The following is a 21,898-nucleotide window of genomic DNA, read 5'->3' as shown; positions in this document are numbered from 1 at the left end:
CCGGAAAGGGAAGGGGTGAAGAGTACAAAAGGGAAACGAATTTGCGGGGCGCTCCGGCCGTTATCCTCGAAACGGGGTTGGGGGCGCGCATGAGCACGGTGGACGAGGCGGCGCTGATGCCGAAGGAGGGGGCGCTCGAGGAGGTGCGGGCGGCGGTGGCGGCCTACAATGCGGCGCGGCCGAAGGTGGCGCGCGACATGTATCTCAACCTGACGCTGGTGCTCGGCGTCTACCTGCTGTTTTCGGCGCTGCTGCTCTATCTCGTCGCCACGCAGATCGAGGAGGACTGGACCTTCGTCACGCTCGGCGTGCTGGTCTTCGGGGCGACCCTCGCCTGGAAGTTCGCGGTGGGGCCGGCGACGCGCTTCCAGCAGGGCCTGCGCGACCGCATGCTGCCGCTGGTCTTCGGCTTCGTCGACGAGGTGCAATATGTGCACGGCGCGACGCCGCGGTTCCTCTCGGGCATGCCGGACAAGGAGTTCGCGCTGCGCGACCGCTCCGAACACGGCGACATGATCGCGGGCGTGCACGAAGGGCTGGCCTTCACGCTCTCCGAGACGGAGCTCAGCACCGGCAGCGGCAAGAGCCGGCAGACGACCTTCAAGGGCGTGATCTTCCATTTCGAGCGGGAGGAGGCGTTTCCCGGCCTTCTGGTCGCGGTGCGGAAACCGAACGCCGTGCATCGCTTCATGCGCGACCTCTTCGGCGGCGGGGTGCTGGCGCTCGTCACCAGCGGCAACCCTGACGTCGACGCCTATCACGAGTTCCGCACCGACCGGGCGGAGGCGGCAACGCCCATCGTGCAGGGCACGCTCGCGAAGGCGCTGGATTACCTCGCGAGCGTGTGGCGGGACGACGTGGTGCGTCTCGCCCTCAAGGGCCGGGACTGCTACCTGCTGGTGCCGACGAAGAAGGACTTCTTCGAGCTGCCGCCGGTCGACACGCCGATCGACTTCGACCGTTATATCCGGCCGATGATCCGCGATCTCGTGACGCTGCTGGCGACGGCGCAACTGGTGCGCAAGATCGGGTAGAGGGTGTCGCCTCCGGGCTCGGCGGACCTGTTATCCGGCGATTTGCCGCGCGAGTTTCTTGCGCTGTTCGACAAGGAAGTCCACGAGCGCGCGGATCTTGGCGGGCATCTGGGCGCGCGACGGCACGTAGAGGAAAAAGCTGGGGCGAGGGTGGGCCCAGGGCAGCAGGACCCGAACCAGCGAGCCATCCTGTAGATAGGGACGGACGCACAGGTCGAGGTGCTGCACCAGGCCGACGCCCTGCAGCGCGGCACGCAGCATGCTGTCATCGTCGTTGAAGATGGCGTTGCCGTCGGGCTCGTAGACCACGGTGCGTGCCTCGGCGTCGGGCGTGATGAACGACCAGCGGTCGATGGTGCCGCTTGAGGTGAAGCGGTAGGACAGGCAGTTGTGATGCTTCAAGTCCTGCGGCGTCTCGGGAATGCCGTGGCGCTCGAGATAACCGGGCGAGCCGACGATGGCCATCTGCATCGGCGGCGTGATGGGCACCGCGATCATGTGCGCGTCCAGACTTTCCCCCAGCCGGATGCCGGCATCGAGCCCGTCGGCGACGATGTTGGAGAAACCGTCGTCCGTCACCAGTTCCAGCCGCAGCTTCGGGTAAAGCGCCAGGAACGCCGCCATATGCGGCTCGATCAGCGACCGGGCGGCGACGCGGGAAACGGACAGCCGGATCATGCCCGACGGCTCGGCGCCGGCCTCCCCGAGGTCGGTGACCGCGCCCTCGATCGCGGCAAAGGCGGGCTGCAACACGTCGAACAGACGCCGGCCCTCTTCCGTGAGCGACATGTCGCGTGTGGTGCGGTGCAGCAGCCGCACGTTCAGGTGCCGCTCCAGCGATTTCAGATGCTGGGACACGGTCGCGCGCGTCACCTCCATTTCCGTGGCCGCCTTTGTGAAGCTGCGGCGGCGGGCCACGTGGACGAACCACGCCATGGCGGGGAGCAGGGAGGGATCAAGCGACATATTGTCAGTTATGACTAAACACTGATGTCGTGTCCAGGCGGTTTATCCGATCCATTCCCCCGTTTAGCATGCGCCCTATATCCACGGACATCATGCTTCGGCACACCAGCATGGTCTCGATCGGATACCCCATCTTCGGACAGACAAAGGAGTCATGTTGTGACCGGAATTTCAAAGGAAAGAATGCGGACGGCGCTGGAGCAGGAAAAAACCGTCTCCCCGGAGGATCACGCCAAGGTCAAGGCGCTGGCTGGCATGGTGAAGATGCCGCGCAGCTTCATCTTCAAGAACCCCGACGAATACGGCATGGAAGGCTGGCACGACCTGTCCATCCCCTCGGACGACGGCACGCCGCTCGAAGCCTGGTACATTCCGGCCAAGGGCGGCGAGAGCAACAAACTCGTCATCTTCAACCACGCCCTTCCGATGTGCCGTGCCGGCTATCCCGGCCATATGGGCAAGCCCTGGGCCGACTTCATCGAGCCGGTCGAGATCGACTTTGTGATCCAGTACAAGCATTTGACCGATGCCGGCTACAACGTTCTGACCTATGATTTCCGCAACCACGGGCAGAGCGGTGCGGCCAATGGCGGGGTCTGCGGCGTCGGCCAGTGGGAATGGCGCGACTGCGTCGGTGTGAAGACGTTCGTCGATGCCCATCCGCGCCTGGGCAAGATGGATGTCGCCTTGTTCAGCCAGTGCCTGGGCGGCGTCTCGCAATATGCGGCGATCAGCAAGCGTCCCGAGCTTTTCGAGAACGTCAGATGCCTGCTCAGCCCGCTGGTGCCGAACATGACGTCGGTCTTCACCAAGCTCAGCGGCTACCAGGGTATCGCGCAGTATCAGGAACTGATCGATCTGGAACTTCTCAAGCTGGGTGGTTTTGCCGCTGCGGACATGTCGGGCAGGCTTTGGGCGCCGAACATCAAGCTCCCCGTCCTGATGTGGCAGGTGAAGGACGATGCGATCATCAACAATCCGAGCGACGCGCAGAGCACATTCGACGCGCTGGCAAGCACTGACAAGGAGCTTCACTGGATCGAAGGCACGACGAAGCGCTTCGAAGACGGCTACAACTGGTTCGGCCGCCATCCCGAGAAGGTGCTGTCGTATCTGGCCCGGTACATGAACTGACGCCTTGAGGCGGATAGAAAACAAAACGCCGGCGAAGCCGGCGTTTCGCGCCGCTTGGGAGGAGCGATCAGAGGATGAAGTCACCCTTGTAAAGGTCGCTGAAGGAATCGACTTCCAGGATGAAGTCGGCCTTCTTGTCGCCGTTGACGTCGCCGAGGACGAGCTTGGTGTAGTGGCCGTTGTTGAGCTGGGTCTCGGTCCAGGTCAGTTCGCCCTTCTTGCCGCTGAAGGCAGCGCCTTCCTTGGCGACCCAGGTGAAGGCGTCGTTCTTCTTGGTGCCGGCGATGGCGTCGATGGCGGACAGGTCGATCTTGTCGCGGCCGTCGAAGGTGTTGGACTTGAACTGCTCGATCACGTCGCGGCGGCCTTCGGCCTTGCCGATCTCCGAGATGCTCTTGAAGACGAAGCGGTCCCCGCCGTCGCCGCCCCACAGCTTGTCGACACCGGCGCCGCCGATGATGACGTCGCGGCCGTCGCCGCCATGGATCTGGTCGTTGCCCTTGCCGCCCTCGATCGTGTTCTTGTAGTCGCCGCCGTAGATGATGTCGTTGCCATCACCGCCGTAGATCTTGTTGTGGGCACTGGAATGGCCAAAAATCCGGTCGTTGCCGCCGTAGCCATAGATCTTGTAGACGGAATCACCGTTCATCGGGTCCGCCATCAGGAAGTTGTTCTTGTTGTCACCTTTGAGGGTAGCCATAGAATATCTCCGGAATCATGAAACATCGGCGGCCTTTCAGCCAACCGGTGCGCATGAATGGTCGGGAGCGGGCCGGCTTGTGAAGCGCGGGGGCGGCGAAGGGGCGCAAAGCGACAGCCGAACGGTCGCACTTTCGACGAACGGTTGATTTTCGTCGGTGAACGGCACTCGACAGTTTTCCGGGAAAAAACGATTATTCGCGAAATGAGCACGGTATCGAGTCTGCCATTTGTTTTTCACGCCGACCAGAGCGAATCGCAGCTGCAACGGGCAACGTTGCGCTTCGGCGGGCTGTATCTCGTTGCCGTTTTTCTGAGCTCCAGCCTGTTGTGGGGGCTGGCGGGCACGGACCCGATCGAATCGGCGATCGGCAAGCTCTTCCTCCTGTCGGGCGCCGCTCTGCTGGCTGTGGTCCTGACGATGGTGCTGATCCGGCTGAAGGCGCTGGCGCTGCCGGTCAAGGCCGTGCTGTGCTTCGTGCTGTCGCTCGTCGGCGGTGTGCTCTATTGCGGCATCGACTATGCGATCTACACGATCTGCGTCTATCCCGAGGCGCCGGTGTGGGACATGACGAGCATCGCCTACAACGTGATCTACGGGACGTCGCTCTATTTCGGCTGGAGCTGCCTGTTCCTCGCCCTGTCCTACAGCTTCGACCTGCGCGACCGCGAGCGGCGGCTGGCGCAGATGCGCGAGGAGGCCATGGCGGCGCAGATGCGGGCGCTGCGCTACCAGCTCAACCCGCATTTCCTGTTCAACACGCTCAATTCCATGGCCGGGCTGATCGAGGAAGGCGAGCGCGACGACGCACGCGACATGGTCTTCTCCCTCTCGGCCTATCTGCGCACGACGCTGGCGCTCGATCCGCTGCAGGACCTGTTGCTGGAGGAGGAGGTCGCCTTGCAAGCCGGTTACCTCACCATCGAGCAGCGCCGCTTTTCCGACCGTATGGCGGTGGAGATCGACCTGCCGGAGGAGCTGCGAAAGGTTCCGGTGCCGAGCCTTATCCTCCAGCCGCTCGTGGAAAATGCCGTCAAGCACGGCGCCTGCCGCAAGACGGGGGGTGTGACCATTGCCATCCGTGCCAGGCAGGAGGCGGGCCGCCTGTGGCTCTTCGTCGAGAACGACATGGCGCTTGCCGACCAGCAGCCCGGCGGGGCGAGTTTCGGTATCGGCCTCAGAAATGTCGGCGAGCGCCTGTCACGGCGCTTTCCCGACGCAAGTGGGTTTCACTACGGCCGGACCAGCGATGGCCGATTCCGGGTGACCCTGACCATGCCTATCAGGACCGCATGAACGCATGACCGAAATTTCCGTCCTTATCATCGATGACGAACCGATCGCCCGGCGTCGCATGGTTCGCATGCTCGCCACCATCGAGGGGGTGAGCGTTGCCGGCGAGGCCGGCGACGTGCCGCAGGCGCTTGAACAGATCGCCGCCCTGACGCCCTCCGTGTTGCTGCTCGATATCCAGATGCCTGGCGGCAGCGGGTTCGATGTGCTCGAACAGGCCGGTACGCATGCCCCTCTGCCGATCTTCGTCACCGCATTCGACCACCACGCCATCCGTGCCTTCGAATGCAACGCGGTGGACTATCTGACGAAACCGGTGACGCCGGAGCGGCTGCGGCAGGCGCTCGACCGGGCGCGCGAGATGATCCTTGCCCGCGAGAACCGGGACACGGTGGTGGAGCTGCGCGAGACTGTCGCGGCTTTGCGCAAGGCGCTGCGCGATCAGGCGACGCGGCCGACGCAGTTCTGGGTGAAATCGCGCCGGGAGACGATCCGCATTCCGGCCGAAAGGGTGACGCGTTTCCAGGCGGACGGCGACTATGTGCAGCTGCACGCCGACCAGGGCAGTTTCCTCTACAACGAGAGCCTTTCGGCGCTGGAGCGGCGCTTGCCGACGGAGGATTTCCTGCGCATCAGCCGCAGCGCGATCGTGCGGCGCGACCAGGTGGCGCGGGTGAAGCGCGGGCCGCTGAACGTGCTGCACGTCGTGCTGCGCGACGAGACCGAGATCAAGGTCGGCCGGACCTATCTGCGGGCGGTGCGGGACGGGCTCATGCAGGGGTGAAGGCGGGCGCTTCGGCGCTGGCCAGCAGCGCGCGCAGCACGCCCGCGACATGCCGGACGGCGCGATCCTTGTCGCGGCGGCGATGCCAGGCGATGTGCAGCGGAAAGCCGGGAACGGGGATCGGCGGCCGGGCGATGTGGAAGCGCGCCGCCGCGTCCGCCGGCAGGCAGTGGCTCGGCATCATGGCGATGAGATCGCCTTCCTCCAGCAGCGGCGGCACCATCAGGAAACTCGGCACGACGATGCCGACGCGCCGGCTCCGGCCGAGGGCGGACAGCTGGTCATCGAAACCGCTGCGCGTGTCGCCGCGACCGGACACCAGGATGTGCGGATAGGCGAGCCAGCGGTCGAGCGAAAAGCCGGCCGCGGCGGGATGGTCCCGGCGCATCGCCACGACATAATGTTCCTCCAGCACCGTCTCGCAATGGAAGGCGGCCGCATCGACGCTCGGGAAGACCGAGACCGCGATGTCGCTCGCCCCGCGCGCCAGGGATTCGAGCGCCGCCGGCGCGCCGTGCCAGGGCTGGATGACGATGTCGATGCCGGGGGCGGGGCCGGCGAGCGCCTGGTGCAGCGGACCGGCGATCAGGATGCCCGGATGGTCTGCCGTGACGATGCGCACCGTCTGGCGGATGTCTGCCAGCGGTTCCTCCGGCGCATCGACGACGGCGGCGATGCCGGCGAGAAGGGTCTTCAGCGGGTCGCGCAGCGCCTCCGCCCGCGGCGTCAGGCGCAAGCCGCCCTTGCCGCGCTCCAGAAGCGGATCGCCGAAGAGGTGGCGGCAGCGGTCGAGCGCGCTCGACGTCGCCGGCTGGGACAGGTTCAGCTTGACGGCGGCGCGCGAGACATGCGCCTCGTCGAGCAGGGCGTCGAGCACGACGAGCAGGTTGAGGTCGACCGAGCGCAAATTCATGAAGCCGATAATAGCATATACAAATCATCCATTGGAGTGATTTTGCTGTTCGCGGCATCCTGATGGCGTCAACACAGGAGACGACGCCATGAGCAAGACACTGATCCTTCTCTTTCACCCCGATCTCGCCCGCTCGCGCGCCAATGCCGTGCTTGCTGCCGCTGCCCTGCGGCTGCCGGCGGTCGAGCTCATCGATGTGCATTCGCTCTATCCGGACGGCGGGGTCGATGCCGGCGCGGAGGCGGCCCGGCTGCTTTCGGCCGACCGCATCGTGCTGCAATTCCCGATCCAGTGGTATTCCACGCCGCCGCTTCTCAAGGCCTGGCAGGACGCCGTGTTCACCCGCATGGTCTATGTCCACTACGAGACGGAGGGCCGTCTGCTGGCGGGCAAACCGCTGCTCGTTGCGGCGACGGCGGGCAATGTGCCGGAGGCCTATGCGCCCGGCGGTGCCAACCGGTTCACCATGGCGGAACTGCTGCGCCCGCTGGAGGCGAGCGCCCATCGCTGCGGCCTGTCCTGGCAGCCGCCCTTTCTCGTCTACCGGGCGGACAAGCGCGACGAGCTCTCGCTGTTTTCAGCGGGCCGGGACTATGCGGCGAGGCTCGACGCCTGGGGCAGGGCAGGCGAGGCGGAGGAAGACCCGCGCCGCTATCTCGTCGAGGCCTGGGGTTGAGGCGGAGGCGTGTCCCGCGATCGGCCGGCGGTCCGCGGCGGCGAGGGTCGCGATTTCAGGGAGCGGTCTTGACGGAGCAGGCAAGTGGGCTATTCCCTTGTCGCAGCTCCTCAGGAATCAGGATTCGTGATGCCCTTCAGCCTCTCTCCCGCGGCCGTCTGGCCGATCGTGCTGCTCTGCCTCTCCAACGTCTTCATGACCTTCGCCTGGTACGGGCACCTCAAGTTCAAGTCGGCGCCGCTCTTCATCGCGATTCTTGCCAGCTGGGGCATCGCCTTATTCGAATATTGCCTGGCGGTGCCGGCCAACCGCATCGGTCACGAGGTTTACTCGGCGGCCCAGCTGAAGACGATCCAGGAGGTGATCACCCTGCTCGTCTTCGCCGGTTTTTCGGTTTTCTGGCTCAAGGAGAGCCTTACCTGGAACCATGCCATCGGCTTCATGCTGATCGCCGCCGGTGCGGCCTTCGTCTTCAAGGGATAGGCCTTTTCCCGTAAAATAGTCGCAATCGGGGGTAAGCCTTCGGGCGATGGATGAGGTTCGCGTGACGACAAGCTTCGCTACCATGGCGTCCCTGCGCTTCGGCTATGGCCGGAGGCCGGGGGAGGCTGCGCCTGACAGCGTCGCGGCGCTGCTGCGCCAGGTGGAGCGCGGCGGCCGGGACCCCTGTCTTTTTCCGGCGGAGGGCATTGCCGGCCGCCGGGCGCGGTTTGCCGCCTATCGCGACCTCGACGCGGCCTACAAGGCGGCGCGCGACAAGAAGACGCTGATGACCGTCGGCACGCGCACCATCAACCCCTATGCCATAGCGCTTGCCAACACCTTGCAGCGCGACCGGCACCTGAAGGTGCGGCAGGCGGTCCTTTCGCCGAACGGCTTCTACGAGCGGCTGGTCGCCTTCTGGTGCGATCATTTCGCCATCGACGCGCGCAAGGGCGGTGCGATGCGGCTTCTGGCGCCGCTGCACGAGGCGGAGGCTATCCGCCCGCATCTTGCCGGCTCCTTTGCCGATCTCCTGAAGGCGGCGGCCCTGCATCCCGCCATGCTCGCCTATCTCGACCAGACCCGCTCCGTCGGGCCGAACTCGCCGGTGGGGCTGAAGTCCGGCCGGGGGCTCAACGAGAACCTCGCGCGCGAGCTCATCGAGCTGCACACGATGGGGGCCGGCAGCGGCTACAGCCAGAAGGACGTGCGTTCGGCGGCCTATGTGCTGACCGGGCTTTGGTATCGCGCACCGGTCTACGAGACCGCCTTTCGCCCGCGCTCGGCCGAGCCCGGCACCTACCGGGTTCTCGGGCGGGAGTATGGCGGCAAGCGGCGGGACATGACGCATATCCATGCGCTGCTCGACGACCTTGCCGCGCGCAAGGAGACCCGTCGCCACATCTGTCGCAAGCTCGTCGTGCATTTCATCGCCGACGACCCGCCGCAGCCGGTGGTGGACGCCATGGTGACGGCGTGGAAGCGCAGCGGTGGTGCGCTGCCTGCGGTCTACCGGGCGATGCTCGACCATCCTCGAAGCTGGGAGGACGGCGGCCGCAAGGCGCGCCAGCCGTTCGATTTCGTCGTTGCCGCGCTGCGTGCGCTGGACGTGCCGGCCGAAGCGCTTGCGCCGGGCGACGGGGCGAAGAAGGGCGGCGGCCGTCCGGCGGCCGATGTCGCGGCGCTTGCGGACGTGATGATGATGACCGCCGAGGGCAAGCCGGCGCTGACGGCCAATCCGCTCTCCGTCGGCATCATCGACCGGCTCGGCCAGCCGATCTGGTCGGCGCCGAGCCCGGCGGGCTGGGAAGAGGGGCTTTCGGCCTGGATCACCGCCAGCCAGCTTACCGAGCGCATCGCCTGGGCGCGGCGCCTGGTGGCGCGTTTCGGCGACAAGGCCGATCCGCGCGCCTTCCTGGAGGCGACGATGGCGGATGCGGCGCGGGCGGACACGATCGAGACCGTGGCGCGCGCGCCGAGCCGTGCGGTGGGGCTGGCAATGGTGCTGGCATCCCCCGAATTCAACCGGCGTTAGGAGAAGGCATGGCCAGCGACTTCAACCGTCGAGCCTTCCTGTCCGGGGCCTGCTGCCTGGCAGCCGCGCCGCTCGTCACGCCCGTCAGCTTTGCGGCCATGCCCGGCGACAACCGGCTGGTGACGATCGTGCTGCGCGGGGCGATGGACGGGCTTGCGCTGGTGCAGCCCTACGGCGACCCGGCGCTGAAGGTGCTGCGGCCGAAGCTGGCGCTTGGTGCCGACAAGGGGCTCCTCGATCTCGACGGCTTCTTCGGCCTGCATCCCGCGGCGGCGGACCTGATGCCGCTTTGGAAGGCGGGCGAACTGGGTTTCGTACACGCCATCTCCACGCCTTATCGCGACGGCCGCAGCCATTTCGACGGGCAGGACATGCTGGAAAGCGGCGGTGCGGCGGTGCGCGGCGAGCGCACCGGCTGGCTCAACCGGGCGATCGCCAGCATTCCGCGCCCGGCAGATCGCCGGGCGATCGATGTCACCACCACGGCCGAGCTGATCCTTACGGGCGGCAATCCGGTCGATGTCTGGTCGACGCGGGCCGATCTCGCGCTTGCCGAGGACGAGCAGGCCTTCTTTGTCCGGCTCTACCGCAACGATCCGCTCTTTGCCGCCGCGCTGCGCGAGGCGACGGCGACCGACATGCTCTCGGACACGATCCATGGCACGGAAGGCAAGCGCGCGGCCGGTATTGCTTCGGTCGCGAAGCTGACGGCGGGCATGCTGGCAGCCGACCACCGGATCGCCAGTTTCTCCATTAACGGCTGGGACACCCATCTCAACCAGGCGCGCAGCTTCCGGAGGCCGGTCAAGGACCTCGCGACGGCGATCACCACCCTGAAGGCGAGCCTTCCGGCGGATGTCTGGCGCAAGACGGCGATTCTCGCCATCACCGAATTCGGGCGGACGGCGCGGGAGAACGGTTCTGACGGCACCGACCACGGCACGGGCGGTCTTGCGATCCTGTCGGGCGGCGTAGTGGCGGGCGGCAAGGTTTATCGCGACTGGCCTTCGCTTTCCGAAGGCGACCTGCTCGACGGGCGCGACCTCAGACCCACCACGGACCTGCGCCAGCTGGCAGCCGCCATGCTGCGCCAGCAGTTCGGCATTTCGGCGCGCGACCTCGAGACCGCGGTGTTTCCGGGATTGAGTTTCGACAGCCGGGCGGCCTATCTGCGCGGCTGACCTTTGGCCCGGCAGGTCGAGGCGGTGGCTGGCTGTTGCATCGCGGACGGCTTCCCGGCGGCTACTCGACCGGAACGGGGGTCGGGTGGCCGTCCTTGTCGAGCGCGACCATGACGAAGGTGGCGCCCGTGACCTTTTCCAGCGTGGTGGTGAGGTAGCGCTGTGCCCAGGCCTCGACGGAGAGCGTGATCGAGGTGCGGCCGACGCGGACGATGTCCGTATAGATGCTGAGCGTGTCGCCGATCTTCACCGGCAGGTCGAATGCCATCTCCTTGACGGCGGCGGTGACGACGCGGCCGCGCGCGCGCTCGGCGGCGCGGATGCCGGAGGCAAGGTCCATCTGCGCCATGACCCAGCCGCCGAAAATATCGCCCGCGGCATTGGCGTCGCCCGGCATGGCGAGCGTGCGAAGGGTGAGTTGTCCGTTCGGCGTGCTGTTGCTGGTCATGCGCATCCTCTCCTTGGCTGATACCGGTCTAGCGGAATGCGTGCAGCGGCGGAAGAGGGCTTGTCTGCGGCGCGCCGAACCGGTTTTTGGTATTTCCGAGTATTTTCAAACTCTAAAAATTGATGATTGCAATTTTAGGCGATTTTAAAGGGTTTCCCGGACCTTCGGAAAGGTTGGAGTACCGCGTTCGTTCGTGTTGAGGAGACCCGATGAAGAATTTCAGAATATCCACACGCCTGTCATTGCTCGTCGGTCTGGCCCTGACCATCATCGCCGCAGCACTTGTCTACAGTCTCTACCATTCTCAGGACGCGATGGTTGCCGAGCGCAAGTCGAAGCTGGCGGCGATGGATCAGAGCATGCTGACGCTCTTTGAGTATTATCATGCACTTGAAACCGCCGGCACGCTGACGCGCGAAGAGGCGCAGACACGGGCGAAGGACGCGGTGCGGGCGCTGCGCTACGAGGACAGCGGCTACTTCTGGATCAACGACATGAACGCCGTGATCGTCATGCATCCGATCAAGCCGGCGCTCGATGGCACCGATCAGTCCGGCATGGCCGACCCGACCGGCAAGAAGATCTTCGTCGAATTCGTGAAGGCGGTGAAGGCAAGCCCGACCGGTCAGGATTTTGTCGACTATCTGTGGCCGAAGCCCGGCTTCGAGGAGCCGGTGCTGAAATATTCGCACGTCGCCGGCTTTGCGCCCTGGGGCTGGATCGTCGGCACAGGCGTCTATGCGGACGACCTTGCCGCCATGTTCCGCCGCAACGCCGTCGAAACGGCGATCATCCTCGCCGTCGGGGGGCTTGCCATCATCCTTGCCGCCTACGGCATCGTGAAGAGCGTGACCGGCCCGGTCTTACGTCTGAAGACTTCGATGCAGGCGATTGCCGACGAGGATGTGTCCAGCGACGTGCCGGAAACCGACCGCAAGGACGAGATCGGTGAGATGGCCAAGGTCGTTTCCATCCTGCGCCAGTCGGTCGCCGAGCGTGCGCAGCTTCGTCTTCGCGAGGGCGAGCAGCAGGGTCGCCTTGACGAGGAGCGCAGCGAGGGCGAGCGCCGCCAGCGGGCGGTCAGCCAGGGGCAGATGGATGCCATGAACACCGTCGGCCAGGCGCTGGAGCGTCTTGCCAACGGCGACCTGACGGTCTCGATCCAGGCGATCGCGCCGGAATACGCCAAGTTGCGCGACGACTTCAACCGCGCCGTCGATGCGTTGTCCAGCGTCATCAACGCCATCGCCCGCTCCACCGATATCGTGCACGGCAGTGCCGGCGGCATCGCGGAAGCGGCCAACAACCTGTCGCACCGCACGGAACAGCAGGCAGCCTCGCTCGAGGAAACCGCCGCCGCGCTCGACGAGATCACCGCGACGGTGCGCAACGCCTCCGACCGCGCCGCCGAGGCGAGCCGCATGGTGGCCGAGACCAGGCAGTCGACCGGCCGCTCCGGCACGATCGTGCGCGATGCGGTCGCCGCGATGAGCCGCATTGAGGACGCCTCCAGTCGCATCAGCCAGATCATCGGCGTCATCGACGAGATCGCCTTCCAGACCAACCTTCTTGCCCTCAATGCCGGTGTCGAGGCGGCGCGGGCAGGGGAGGCCGGCCGCGGCTTTGCCGTCGTGGCGCAGGAGGTGCGCGAGCTTGCCCAGCGTTCGGCCAATGCGGCCAAGGAGATCAAGGGACTGATCAGCAATTCGGCGACGGAGGTCGGCACCGGCGTGGCGCTGGTGCGCTCGACGGGCGATGCGCTGAACGAGATCGAGGCGCTGGTCAACAAGGTGAACGACCAGGTGACCTCCATCGCCACCGCGGCACGCGAGCAGGCGACCGGCCTTGCCGAGGTGAACACCGCGGTCAACCAGATGGACCAGATGACCCAGCAGAACGCCGCCATGGTGGAGGAAACCAATGCGGCCGGCCAGACGCTGACCCAGGAAAGCGAGCAGCTGAAGACCCTGCTCGGCAATTTCCGGCTGAACGCAGCCGGAGCGGCGGACAACCGGCGCCGCGCGGCATAACGCAAAAGACGATCTCCGGACGAACTTGCCCCGGCGCCCCAGGCGCCGGGGTTTTTCGTTGGGGTCGGTTCGGCAAGGTGTCTGCAATGCAGAGGGGGAGATCGGCCATGAAGACCGGCCTGCGTGTGTCTCCCGACAAGAGCAGCGTTGTTCTGTGCGGCTGGCTCCCCCCACTAATCTCGCGGGGTGTCTGAAAACGGTTCCTTTACCCTGTTGCGCGAAAATCCTCTGGAAATGCAGGACGATCGCTTTCGCGTCCGGTTTCGGGCTTTTCCCGTCCGAATGCGGACAAAAGCGACCTGCACCATGACCGGACAACAATGTGCGCAACCGGGACCCGCAGGGCGCGGGGCAGGGCTGGCGGAAGTGACAATGGGTATAGCGTTTGTTTCTCGTCTGCGCCGGCCGCTCGGGCTGTTCCTGATCCCGGCGATGCTTGCCGCCTGTTCCGGGGGCATGACCCCGCCCGACGACATCGTCGGCGCCATCCGACCCTCGGAGGAAGTCTCGCAGCGCCCTGCCGCCGATATCGGCGACACGGGCGGCGATCTCACCGACTATCCGGTCGAGACGACGACCGCGGCCGATACGGCGATGGTCACGCCGCTTGCGGAGAAGAAGCGCCTGCCGATGATCGACAGCGACGAGGCGATGGGCATCACCCAGCCCGTCCAGGCCTCCTCCGGCGTGCTGACGGTGCCGGAAGGCGGCGTCAACATGGACGAGGGGCTCGGCGTCGCGCGTGTCGAGGGGCTGGCGGAGGCGCAGGCGAACGAGATCGCGGAAGGCAACGCCACCCAGGTCGTCGTCGATGGAATCGGCTCGGACACGCCGCAGCAGATCGGCCAACCGGCGACGATCCCGATGTCGGAGGCAGGCGTCGAGCTCGGCGAAGTGCCTGACGGCGGCGATTACCTCCAGGTGCCGGACAAGGCGACGACCCGCCGCCGGCAGACGAATGAGGGCGAACAGGTCGCCTTCCTGCCGCGCCTCAACAATCCGATGCAGATGCCGGAAACCATGGGCGGCATGCCGGCTTCGGAAAAGGCCTGCCGCCAGCGGCTGCAGAAGCTCGGCGTCAAGTTCCGCGACGTGCCGCGCATTTCCCGCGGGCGCTCCTGCGGCATCGCCTGGCCGATCGAGCTGTCGGGCCTTTCCGGCGGCATCCAGATCAAGCCGGCGGCCCAGGTCAACTGCCAGATCACCGAGGCCTTCGCGCGCTGGGTGAGGAACGAGCTCGTTCCGTCCAGCCGCACCCGCTATCTCTCGGGCGTTTCGGCCATCCACCAGATGTCCTCCTATTCCTGCCGCACCATGAACTCGCAGCGCGGTGCTTCCATGTCGGAACACGCCAAGGGCAACGCCATCGATGTCGGCAAGATCGTGCTGAAGAACGGCAAGGCGATCGCCATCGAGAAGAAGGGTTTCTTCGCCTTCCGCGAAAAGGGCCTCCTGAAATCGGTGCGCGGGGACAGCTGCAAGTATTTTTCCACCGTGCTCGGGCCGGGCAGCGACCGCTTCCACAAGGACCACTTCCATTTCGATCTCAGGGCGCGCAAATCCGGCTACCGGCATTGCAGCCTGTAACGGCCTGATCTGAGGGCAAAAAAAGACCGGCGGGGCGCCGGTCGAAAGAAGGGGTGGCAACCCGTAGGGTGGGGCCGCCTGGAACGTCACATTCCATCACCGTCGCCGGCGCGGACCGGCGAGGATGTCAGGCGTGCTTCCGCGGGGGAAGCGGGCGGATGGGGCCGCCGAAAACTCCCTCAGGGTCCGGGAGCAAGGCCGCTGCGCGAGGGCAGGGGAACGCCTGGTGAGCGGGGTGCGTGTCGTTCCTGCCGGCCTCGCGTCAGACAATGGTTGAAATGGGTCACGGTTTGATGACAGTGCGCACTTCGCAAATGCGAAATTCCCGCGAGTCGCCGCCGTCCTGGCGGATCCCCAGGAGCCTGCCATGCCCCCCGTCGCCGATCTTGTTCTCTTCGCGCTCGCGCTCGTCGCGGCGGGCGTCGTGTCCGGCCTGCTTGCCGGCATTTTCGGCATTGGCGGCGGGGCGATCCTCGTGCCGGTCTTCTACCAGGTGTTCGGCTATCTCGACGTGCCCGAGGCGGTGCGCATGCACCTGTCCATCGGCACCTCCATCGCCATCATCGTGCCGACCTCGATCCGCTCCTTCACCTCGCACCGGCTGCGTGGCGCGGTGGATGTGGACCTTCTGAAGAGCTGGATCGTCGCGCTGCCCTTCGGCGCGATCCTCGCTTCGGTCATCGCTGCGCTGATCTCCAGCGTCGGCCTTCGCCTCATCTTTGTCGGCATCGCGCTGCTGGTGGCGCTGCGCATGCTGTTCAACCGCGATACATGGCGCGTCGGCAACGATTTGCCGACGGGCATCGCCAACCAGGTGGCAGGCGTCGTCATCGGCACGCTTTCTGGCCTGATGGGGATCGGCGGCGGCGTGCTGAACAACACCTACATGACCTCCTTCGGCCGGCCGATCCACCAGGCGGTGGCGACGTCCTCCGGCGTCGGCGTGCTGATCTCCATTCCCGGCATCGTCGGCTACATCTGGGCCGGCTGGGGCGAGCCGGGCCTGCCGCCGTTCTCCACCGGTTTCATCAACTGGGTGGCCGTCGCGCTCATCGTGCCGATCGCCCTCGTCGTCACGCCCTGGGGTGTCCGGCTGGCGCATTCGATGAGCAAGCGGCAGCTCGAGGTCGGCTTCGGCATCTTCCTCATCCTCGTTTCGCTGCGCTTCCTCGCGAGCATCTACGGCTGAGCGACTTTTTTGCGCCCTCAGGGTGAAAATCGACGAGGGGCACGCCATATAGGGTGTCCTTCCGCATGAAATCCCTCTCTCCGGACCCTCCCATGGCGCCCATCGTTTCCATCCGCAATCTCACCAAGAGCTACGCATCGGGGTTCCAGGCGCTGAAGGGCGTCGACCTCGACATCGAGGAGGGCGAGATCCTGGCGCTGCTCGGGCCGAACGGCGCGGGCAAGACGACGATGATCTCGATCATCTGCGGCATCGTCACGCCGTCGGGCGGCTCGGTGACGGTCGCCGGCAGCGACATCCTCACGGACTATCGCAAGACCCGCGCGATCATCGGCCTCGTGCCGCAGGAGCTGACGCTCGATGCCTTCGAGACGGTGTGGAACACGGTCGCCTTCTCGCGCGGTCTGCACGGCTGTTCGCCGAACCCGGCGCTCATCGAGCGCATCCTGCGCGACCTCTCGCTCTACGACAAGAAGGACACGGTGCTGCGCCACCTCTCGGGCGGCATGCGGCGGCGCGTCCTGATCGCCAAGGCGCTCTCCTACGAGCCGAAGGTGCTGTTCCTCGACGAACCGACGGCGGGGGTCGACGTTTCGCTGCGCAAGGACATGTGGCAGCTCGTCGAGCGCCTGCGCGCCTCCGGCGTCACCATCATCCTGACGACGCACTATATCGAGGAGGCCGAGGAGATCGCGGACCGCATCGGCGTCATCAACCAAGGCCAGATCCTGCTGGTCGAGGACAAGAAGGCGCTGATGGCGAAACTCGGACGCAAGCAGATGACGGTGGAACTCGCCGAGCCGCTTGCGGCCGTGCCCGATACGCTGTCGTCCTACGGACTGACGCTTGCCGAGGGCGGCGAGCGGCTGGTCTACGAGTTCGACAGTTCCGGTGAGCGCACCGGCATATCCTCGCTCCTCTCCGCGCTGTCGCAGGCGGGGCTTCGGGTCAGGGACATCTCCACCGAGCAGAGTTCGCTGGAAGACATTTTCGTGGAACTGGTGGGAGAGGGCCGATGAACATCGAGGCGATCAAGTCGATCTACGCATTCGAGATGGCGCGCACGCGCCGCACGCTGCTGCAGAGCATCGTGTCGCCGGTCATCACCACCTCGCTCTATTTTATCGTCTTCGGCGCGGCGATCGGCTCGCGCATGCAGGAGGTGCAGGGCGTTTCCTACGGCGCCTTCATCGCGCCCGGCCTCATTATGCTGACGCTGCTCAACCAGTGCATCGGCAACGGCTCCTTCGGCATCTATTTCCCGAAATTCACCGGCACGATCTACGAGATCCTGTCCTCACCCATCTCGATGATCGAGATCGTCATCGGCTATGTCGGCGCGGCGGCCACCAAGGGACTGATCGTCGGCACGATCATTCTCGTCACGGCTTCGCTCTTCGTCGACATCTCGATCAAGCACCCGTTCATGATGGTGCTGTTCTTCGTGCTGACGGCCGTCAGCTTCAGCCTGTTCGGCTTCATGATCGGCATCTGGGCGAAGGACTTCGAGCAGCTCAACCTCTTCCCCATGCTGATCATCCCGCCGCTCGTCTTCCTCGGTGGCAGCTTCTATTCGATCGACATGCTGCCGCCCTTCTGGCAGGCGGTGAGCCATTTCAACCCGGTGCTCTACCTCGTCTCCGGCTTCCGCTGGAGCTTCTACGAGATCGCCGACGTCAACCCCATCGTCAGCCTCGTGACGGTGCTGGGCTTCCTGGCGGTATGCCTTTCGATCACCGCCTGGATCTTCAAGACGGGGTACAAGCTGAAGAACTGAGTCTGCCGGGGCGCCGGGCGGTCACGCGCCGTCGAGATAGTAGGCCTTCTGCGACGGGTAGTAGTCCGCAAAGGACGGCAGCGCCTTGCCCTCGCGCGATGCGACCAGCATGTCGAGGTAATACTCCCAGCCCGGCCCGACATCGCCGGCAAGCTTCCGGTCGCTGAGCGGCTGCACGAAACGCAGCTCGGTCGTGTCGTCGTCCGTCTGCGTCAATGTCAGCGCGATGCGCCAGTCGCCGTAGTCATCCTTCATGGCGACGACCAGCCGGTGCGGCGCTTCGCATTCTTCGATCACGACATCCGACCACGGCTGGTCCTTCTCGTGGGTGAGTTGCAGCCGCACGGTCTTGCCGGGGCCGGCGTCGCCTTCCCAGCGGCCGAACCAGAGGGCGGTGCGCTCCGATTTCGTCACGCTCGCCCAGACATCGTGGATGGGCGCGCGGAACGTCCGCGTGAGAACGAGGTCATTGCCAAGAACGTGGCCGGTGGGTTTCGGGCTCATGCCGTCTCCTTTTCCGTGTCGTTCGCGTGCCGCCGCGACCCGTATATGCGAATAGCGGCTTTCTCTGCGAGCGCCTGCAACGGGCGGGCGCGCTGCCTCAATCCTTCAGCCGCAATTCGTCGCGCGTGATCTCTATCGAGCCGAGCGTTTCGAGGAAGCTCATGCCGAGCAGGCTCTGTTCCAGCCGGCCCTGTTCGGTGACCATGCCGCGGATGGTGCCGCGCAGGATGGGGCCGATGGCAACCTGGCGCAGCGTGACGGGAGCGGCGAGCGCCCGGCCGTTGGCGGTGGACACGTCGATGGAGAAGACGAGGTTGTCCGGGTTGATGCCGAGGCGCATGGCGTCCTCGTAGGACAGCACGACGGAGCTGGCGCCGGTATCGACCAGCATGCGCAGCGGCGTGCCGTCGATCGTTACCTCGGCCTCGTAGTGGCCGGACACGCCCTTGTGGATGACGAGGATCTGTTCGCCGCTGGCGCTGGTCGTCACCACGGCGCGGCCGGGAATGAGGCCGGCGGTCAGGCGGTTGCCGACCTCCTGCAGGTCGAAGCGATAGAGATAGCCGGTGGCGAGCACGAGGATGATCACCAGCCAGATTCCGGCCTGGCGTATGCTTTCGCCCCATTGCCGTCGCCCGGCGAGCACGCCGGCCGCCATCATGGTGGCGATCGCCGACAGCGTGACGAGACGGCCGAAATCGTTGTTGTCCATGCCCATGGTGCGGCCGCTGTCATGGTTGAGGATCAGGGCGCCGAGGCCGATGGCGAGGATGCCGAGAAGGATGTACAGCCTCATGCTTCGCCGCGCTCCCGGGCCATGCGGGTGCGGCGGGTCTCGCGCCGCGGTTTGCGTTCGACGGTGGCAAGGCGAGCGGGTAGCTCGGCCATGATGGCGCGGCGCTGGTCTGACGAATAGAGCGTCCAGGCGCCGATTTCATCGCGCGTGCGACCGCAACCGAAGCAGTAGCCGGTCACCATGTCGATCGAACAGACGAGGATACAGGGCGATTCCATCGCGGCTCCCGAAAATTGTTTTTCCTATATCGGCAGCTCAGAGCGTCAAGGCAAGGGCGAAGAGCACTGACATTTCCGCGAGCTGCTGCGTGGCGCCGATCGTATCGCCCGTATGGCCGCCGATCTTGCCGAGCGCGGCACGGTTGAAGGCGAGGACGGCGACCACGGCGAGGAGGAGTGCGAGCACGAAGGACAGCACGCTGCCATGCGGCAGCAGGAGCGCGGCGGCAAGGAGGATGCCGCTTGCGAGTGCGACGATCGTCGCGCCGCTGTCCGGCTCGCCGACCGAGGCTGCGACACCGTCGCGCCGGGCGGGCGGCAGCAGCGACCAGTGCCAGACCATCGCGGTGCGGCTGGCGGCGGCGGCGGCGAGCAGCACCATGCCGAGCCCGGACGGTGTGAGGACGGCGGCAAGGGCCGCGATGGCCGCGGCCCGCAGCCCGAAGGAGAGGATGAGCGCGACCGCGCCGTAGGAGCCGATGCGGCTGTCCTTCATAATGGCGAGCGCGCTCTCCCGGTCCCGCCCGCCGCCGATGCCGTCGGCGCTGTCGGAAAGCCCGTCCTCGTGCAGGGCGCCGGTGAGGAGGGCCTGTACGGCGAGCGTGGCGAAGGCGATGAGCAGCGGCGGTGCGGAGAGCGCAGACAGCAGTGCGGCGAGGGCGGCAGCGGGCAGCACGATCAGCACGCCGGCCAGCGGGAAGGCGCGTACAGCGCGCGACAACCGTCCGTCATGGCCGATGAAATGACGCTGCGGCACCGGCACCCGCGAGAGGAAGGCGACCGAGCGTGCGGTGTCGTCGATATAGTCCTGAATGGCCAAGTCTGGTCCTTTCCGAAGGCGGTTCGGCTTGTGACGCACCCCTCATCCCCCTGCCGGACCTTCTCCCCGCAAGCAGGGAGAAGGGGAAAACGGTGAGGTTTTCCTTCCTCGCCCCGCTTGCGGGGAGCGGATGCCGGCAGGCAGGTGAGGGGCTTTTTGCAAACCGCGCCATCCTACCCGATTGCCCTGTGACGAAAGGGCGACGAAGGCCGCCGCAAATGCGGTTGTCGGATTCGCGCCCTGCCTCTATTAGGAGACACCAAACACACGCCTTTGAAAGCCGAAACTTAAGGAATTCCCCAAGATGAGTGCCAGCGGCCTGCCGTTCGATGATTTTCGTGAATTGCTGCGCAACCTGCCCGGCCCCGATTCGGCTGCGCTGGTGGCGGCGCGCGAACGCGACAAGCAGCTCACCAAACCGCCGGGCGCGCTTGGCCGGCTGGAGGAGATCGCCTTCTGGCTCGCCGCCTGGACCGGCCGGCCGCCGGCCGTGACGCGGCCGCTGGTCGCCATCTTCGCCGGCAACCACGGCGTCACCCAGCAGGGCATCACGCCCTATCCGTCCTCCGTCACCGCGCAGATGGTGGAGAATTTTGCGGCCGGCGGCGCGGCGATCAACCAGATCTGCGTGACGCACGATCTCGGCCTGAAAGTCTTCGACCTGGCGCTCGACTATCCGACCGCCGACATCACGCAGGAGGCGGCACTGTCCGAGCGCGATTGCGCGGCCACCATGGCCTTCGGCATGGAGGCGGTTGCCGGCGGCACGGATCTCCTGTGCATCGGCGAGATGGGCATCGGCAATACGACGATCGCCGCGGCGATCAACCTGGCGCTCTATGGCGGCACGGCGGAGGAATGGGTCGGGCCCGGCACCGGCTCGGAAGGCGAGGTCCTTCAGCGCAAGGTGGCGGCGGTGAAGAAGGCCGTCGAGCTGCACCGGGCGCATCTTTCCGATCCGCTGGAGGTGCTGCGCCGCCTCGGCGGCCGCGAGATCGCCGCCATGGCCGGCGCGATCCTCGCTGCCCGCATGCAGAAGATTCCCGTCATCCTCGACGGCTATGTGGCGACGGCGGCGGGCGCTATCCTGCGCGCGGCCAATCCGGCCGCACTCGACCACTGCCTGATCGGCCATGTCTCGGCCGAACCGGGGCACCTCAAATCGATCGAGAAGCTCGGCAAGACGCCACTGCTCGCGCTCGGCATGCGGCTCGGCGAGGGCACGGGGGCGGCGCTTGCCGCCGGCATCGTCAAGGCGGCGGCGGCCTGCCATTCCGGCATGGCGACCTTCGTTCAGGCGGGCGTCAGCAACCGCACCTAACGAGCGGCCGGCAAAAAGCCTCAATGGCATGGATTGAGAGCGCGAAACACGCCCGTCATGCGGGCGTGTTTCATGAGAGCGGCGAAAACGGGATTGCGGGAATGGGTCAGGGACCAATCGAGAAGAAGACGGGCATCAGCCACCTGTTTGCGGCAGCGACCTATTCAGCCGCCGGCGCGCGCCGCCTGCTCGGCGAATCCGCCTTCCGCCACGAGCTGATCGCCTTCGGCGTCGCCATGGTGCTCTTCACCCTCGTCGGCGCATCCTTCTTCCAGTATGTCGCCATGGCGATCCTCTTCCTCCTGATGATCGCCTTCGAGGCGCTCAACACGGCGATCGAGGAGATCGTCGACCGTGTCTCGCCGGAGATTTCCGAGATGGGCAAGCACTCGAAGGACCTCGGTTCCTTCGCCGTCTTCTGCCTGATCATCGCCAACGCCGTCTATGCCGGCTATGTGGTGGCGTCGAAGTTCATCTGAACGGTTTCGGGCCCGACCCGAGGACCCGGAC

23 protein-coding genes are annotated in these 21,898 nt (G+C 65.9%); 15 read left to right on the top strand and 8 right to left on the bottom strand.

Annotated elements, in window-relative coordinates; translation table 11 throughout:
* Positions 1–89: 89 nt before the first annotated feature.
* Positions 90–1,034, top strand: coding sequence for a DUF3137 domain-containing protein (locus tag K0P03_RS10095; RefSeq protein WP_272789496.1), 945 nt, complete (start codon positions 90–92; stop codon positions 1,032–1,034).
* A 30-nt stretch (positions 1,035–1,064) separates the two neighbouring features.
* On the opposite strand, the gene K0P03_RS10090 is transcribed toward K0P03_RS10095, so the two are convergent.
* Positions 1,065–2,000 carry a LysR family transcriptional regulator gene (locus K0P03_RS10090; protein ID WP_272789495.1) on the bottom strand — a complete coding sequence of 312 codons (936 nt, stop codon included), beginning with the start codon at positions 1,998–2,000 and terminating at the stop codon, positions 1,065–1,067.
* 183 nt (positions 2,001–2,183) lie between these two features.
* Between K0P03_RS10090 and K0P03_RS10085 the strand changes: the two genes are divergently transcribed.
* Positions 2,184–3,134, top strand: a complete 951-nt coding sequence (locus K0P03_RS10085) for an alpha/beta hydrolase family protein (protein ID WP_037405545.1) — start codon at positions 2,184–2,186, stop codon at positions 3,132–3,134.
* Positions 3,135–3,201: 67 nt separating this feature from the next.
* On the opposite strand, the gene K0P03_RS10080 is transcribed toward K0P03_RS10085, so the two are convergent.
* On the bottom strand, positions 3,202–3,834 hold the full coding sequence (locus K0P03_RS10080; protein WP_023513405.1) for a M10 family metallopeptidase C-terminal domain-containing protein: 633 nt from the start codon (positions 3,832–3,834) through the stop codon (positions 3,202–3,204).
* 204 nt (positions 3,835–4,038) lie between these two features.
* Between K0P03_RS10080 and K0P03_RS10075 the strand changes: the two genes are divergently transcribed.
* Positions 4,039–5,130: a sensor histidine kinase gene (locus tag K0P03_RS10075; RefSeq protein ID WP_023513406.1), complete on the top strand. Its 1,092-nt coding sequence runs from the start codon at positions 4,039–4,041 to the stop codon at positions 5,128–5,130.
* Between the two features lie 4 nt (positions 5,131–5,134).
* Positions 5,135–5,911 (top strand): LytR/AlgR family response regulator transcription factor, encoded by a 777-nt coding sequence (locus tag K0P03_RS10070; RefSeq protein WP_023513407.1) that lies wholly within the window; start codon positions 5,135–5,137, stop codon positions 5,909–5,911.
* On the opposite strand, the gene K0P03_RS10065 is transcribed toward K0P03_RS10070, so the two are convergent.
* Entirely contained in the window at positions 5,898–6,824 is a 927-nt protein-coding gene (locus tag K0P03_RS10065) for a LysR family transcriptional regulator (protein WP_272789494.1), read from the bottom strand. The genes K0P03_RS10070 and K0P03_RS10065 overlap by 14 nt on opposite strands.
* 88 nt (positions 6,825–6,912) lie before the next feature.
* Between K0P03_RS10065 and K0P03_RS10060 the strand changes: the two genes are divergently transcribed.
* The 4 genes from K0P03_RS10060 (at position 6,913) to K0P03_RS10045 (ending at position 10,698) form a co-directional block, all read left to right on the top strand.
* Complete coding sequence (locus tag K0P03_RS10060) at positions 6,913–7,500, top strand: NAD(P)H-dependent oxidoreductase (protein ID WP_130520710.1); 588 nt, start codon at positions 6,913–6,915, stop codon at positions 7,498–7,500.
* 129 nt (positions 7,501–7,629) lie between these two features.
* Positions 7,630–7,983: a DMT family protein gene (locus K0P03_RS10055; protein WP_272789493.1), complete on the top strand. Its 354-nt coding sequence runs from the start codon at positions 7,630–7,632 to the stop codon at positions 7,981–7,983.
* Positions 7,984–8,044: 61 nt separating this feature from the next.
* On the top strand, positions 8,045–9,517 hold the full coding sequence (locus K0P03_RS10050) for a DUF1800 domain-containing protein (protein ID WP_272789492.1): 1,473 nt from the start codon (positions 8,045–8,047) through the stop codon (positions 9,515–9,517).
* Between the two features lie 8 nt (positions 9,518–9,525).
* Positions 9,526–10,698 (top strand): DUF1501 domain-containing protein, encoded by a 1,173-nt coding sequence (locus K0P03_RS10045; RefSeq protein ID WP_272789491.1) that lies wholly within the window; start codon positions 9,526–9,528, stop codon positions 10,696–10,698.
* Between the two features lie 61 nt (positions 10,699–10,759).
* Here the strand turns inward: K0P03_RS10045 and K0P03_RS10040 are convergent, their stop codons facing one another.
* Positions 10,760–11,146, bottom strand: a complete 387-nt coding sequence (locus tag K0P03_RS10040) for an acyl-CoA thioesterase (protein ID WP_023513210.1) — start codon at positions 11,144–11,146, stop codon at positions 10,760–10,762.
* A 209-nt stretch (positions 11,147–11,355) separates the two neighbouring features.
* Here K0P03_RS10040 and K0P03_RS10035 point away from each other — a divergent pair, with 209 nt between their 5' ends.
* From K0P03_RS10035 to K0P03_RS10015, 5 genes are all read left to right on the top strand, one after another.
* The gene (locus K0P03_RS10035; protein ID WP_272789490.1) at positions 11,356–13,176 is read left to right on the top strand and encodes a methyl-accepting chemotaxis protein; all 1,821 of its coding nucleotides are present in this window, start codon (positions 11,356–11,358) and stop codon (positions 13,174–13,176) included.
* Between the two features lie 432 nt (positions 13,177–13,608).
* Positions 13,609–14,763, top strand: a complete 1,155-nt coding sequence (locus K0P03_RS10030) for an extensin-like domain-containing protein (protein ID WP_443020576.1) — start codon at positions 13,609–13,611, stop codon at positions 14,761–14,763.
* Between the two features lie 367 nt (positions 14,764–15,130).
* Complete coding sequence (locus K0P03_RS10025) at positions 15,131–15,952, top strand: sulfite exporter TauE/SafE family protein (protein ID WP_023513213.1); 822 nt, start codon at positions 15,131–15,133, stop codon at positions 15,950–15,952.
* 92 nt (positions 15,953–16,044) lie between these two features.
* A complete protein-coding gene (locus K0P03_RS10020; RefSeq protein WP_272789489.1) occupies positions 16,045–16,971 on the top strand; it encodes an ABC transporter ATP-binding protein in 927 nt (308 codons plus the stop codon).
* The gene (locus K0P03_RS10015) at positions 16,968–17,729 is read left to right on the top strand and encodes an ABC transporter permease (RefSeq protein ID WP_023513215.1); all 762 of its coding nucleotides are present in this window, start codon (positions 16,968–16,970) and stop codon (positions 17,727–17,729) included. The genes K0P03_RS10020 and K0P03_RS10015 overlap by 4 nt, the downstream gene beginning before the upstream one ends.
* A gap of 21 nt (positions 17,730–17,750) precedes the next feature.
* Here the strand turns inward: K0P03_RS10015 and K0P03_RS10010 are convergent, their stop codons facing one another.
* The 4 genes from K0P03_RS10010 to K0P03_RS09995 all read right to left on the bottom strand — a co-directional run bounded on the left by K0P03_RS10010 (position 17,751) and on the right by K0P03_RS09995 (position 20,067).
* Positions 17,751–18,233, bottom strand: coding sequence for an SRPBCC domain-containing protein (locus K0P03_RS10010; RefSeq protein ID WP_272789488.1), 483 nt, complete (start codon positions 18,231–18,233; stop codon positions 17,751–17,753).
* A gap of 97 nt (positions 18,234–18,330) precedes the next feature.
* Positions 18,331–19,029: a retropepsin-like aspartic protease family protein gene (locus tag K0P03_RS10005; RefSeq protein ID WP_023513217.1), complete on the bottom strand. Its 699-nt coding sequence runs from the start codon at positions 19,027–19,029 to the stop codon at positions 18,331–18,333.
* A complete protein-coding gene (locus K0P03_RS10000) occupies positions 19,026–19,247 on the bottom strand; it encodes a DUF1289 domain-containing protein (RefSeq protein WP_023513218.1) in 222 nt (73 codons plus the stop codon). Before K0P03_RS10000 ends, K0P03_RS10005 begins: the two co-directional genes overlap by 4 nt.
* 37 nt (positions 19,248–19,284) lie before the next feature.
* Positions 19,285–20,067: an adenosylcobinamide-GDP ribazoletransferase gene (locus K0P03_RS09995; RefSeq protein ID WP_272789487.1), complete on the bottom strand. Its 783-nt coding sequence runs from the start codon at positions 20,065–20,067 to the stop codon at positions 19,285–19,287.
* Between the two features lie 304 nt (positions 20,068–20,371).
* Here K0P03_RS09995 and cobT point away from each other — a divergent pair, with 304 nt between their 5' ends.
* Positions 20,372–21,388 (top strand): nicotinate-nucleotide--dimethylbenzimidazole phosphoribosyltransferase, encoded by a 1,017-nt coding sequence (gene cobT, locus K0P03_RS09990; protein WP_050743240.1) that lies wholly within the window; start codon positions 20,372–20,374, stop codon positions 21,386–21,388.
* 101 nt (positions 21,389–21,489) lie between these two features.
* Complete coding sequence (locus tag K0P03_RS09985; protein ID WP_023512825.1) at positions 21,490–21,867, top strand: diacylglycerol kinase; 378 nt, start codon at positions 21,490–21,492, stop codon at positions 21,865–21,867.
* The last annotated feature ends 31 nt before the right edge of the window (positions 21,868–21,898 follow it).

Origin of the sequence: Shinella sp. HY16 (assembly GCF_028534175.1) — a bacterium.
Lineage (GTDB): Bacteria > Pseudomonadota > Alphaproteobacteria > Rhizobiales > Rhizobiaceae > Shinella.
The sequence above is the reverse complement of the archived record's forward strand: the minus strand, read 5'-3'. Positions and strand labels throughout refer to the sequence as shown.

Coding starts and splice junctions, on each gene's coding strand:
- K0P03_RS10095 (WP_272789496.1), top strand. CDS start 90: ATGAGCACGGTGGACGAGGCGGCGCTGATGCCGAAGGAGGGGGCGCTC.
- K0P03_RS10090 (WP_272789495.1), bottom strand. CDS start 2,000: ATGTCGCTTGATCCCTCCCTGCTCCCCGCCATGGCGTGGTTCGTCCAC.
- K0P03_RS10085 (WP_037405545.1), top strand. CDS start 2,184: ATGCGGACGGCGCTGGAGCAGGAAAAAACCGTCTCCCCGGAGGATCAC.
- K0P03_RS10080 (WP_023513405.1), bottom strand. CDS start 3,834: ATGGCTACCCTCAAAGGTGACAACAAGAACAACTTCCTGATGGCGGAC.
- K0P03_RS10075 (WP_023513406.1), top strand. CDS start 4,039: ATGAGCACGGTATCGAGTCTGCCATTTGTTTTTCACGCCGACCAGAGC.
- K0P03_RS10070 (WP_023513407.1), top strand. CDS start 5,135: ATGACCGAAATTTCCGTCCTTATCATCGATGACGAACCGATCGCCCGG.
- K0P03_RS10065 (WP_272789494.1), bottom strand. CDS start 6,824: ATGAATTTGCGCTCGGTCGACCTCAACCTGCTCGTCGTGCTCGACGCC.
- K0P03_RS10060 (WP_130520710.1), top strand. CDS start 6,913: ATGAGCAAGACACTGATCCTTCTCTTTCACCCCGATCTCGCCCGCTCG.
- K0P03_RS10055 (WP_272789493.1), top strand. CDS start 7,630: ATGCCCTTCAGCCTCTCTCCCGCGGCCGTCTGGCCGATCGTGCTGCTC.
- K0P03_RS10045 (WP_272789491.1), top strand. CDS start 9,526: ATGGCCAGCGACTTCAACCGTCGAGCCTTCCTGTCCGGGGCCTGCTGC.
- K0P03_RS10040 (WP_023513210.1), bottom strand. CDS start 11,146: ATGACCAGCAACAGCACGCCGAACGGACAACTCACCCTTCGCACGCTC.
- K0P03_RS10035 (WP_272789490.1), top strand. CDS start 11,356: ATGAAGAATTTCAGAATATCCACACGCCTGTCATTGCTCGTCGGTCTG.
- K0P03_RS10030 (WP_443020576.1), top strand. CDS start 13,609: ATGCTTGCCGCCTGTTCCGGGGGCATGACCCCGCCCGACGACATCGTC.
- K0P03_RS10025 (WP_023513213.1), top strand. CDS start 15,131: ATGCCCCCCGTCGCCGATCTTGTTCTCTTCGCGCTCGCGCTCGTCGCG.
- K0P03_RS10020 (WP_272789489.1), top strand. CDS start 16,045: ATGGCGCCCATCGTTTCCATCCGCAATCTCACCAAGAGCTACGCATCG.
- K0P03_RS10015 (WP_023513215.1), top strand. CDS start 16,968: ATGAACATCGAGGCGATCAAGTCGATCTACGCATTCGAGATGGCGCGC.
- K0P03_RS10010 (WP_272789488.1), bottom strand. CDS start 18,233: ATGAGCCCGAAACCCACCGGCCACGTTCTTGGCAATGACCTCGTTCTC.
- K0P03_RS10005 (WP_023513217.1), bottom strand. CDS start 19,029: ATGAGGCTGTACATCCTTCTCGGCATCCTCGCCATCGGCCTCGGCGCC.
- K0P03_RS10000 (WP_023513218.1), bottom strand. CDS start 19,247: ATGGAATCGCCCTGTATCCTCGTCTGTTCGATCGACATGGTGACCGGC.
- cobT (WP_050743240.1), top strand. CDS start 20,372: ATGAGTGCCAGCGGCCTGCCGTTCGATGATTTTCGTGAATTGCTGCGC.
- K0P03_RS09985 (WP_023512825.1), top strand. CDS start 21,490: ATGGGTCAGGGACCAATCGAGAAGAAGACGGGCATCAGCCACCTGTTT.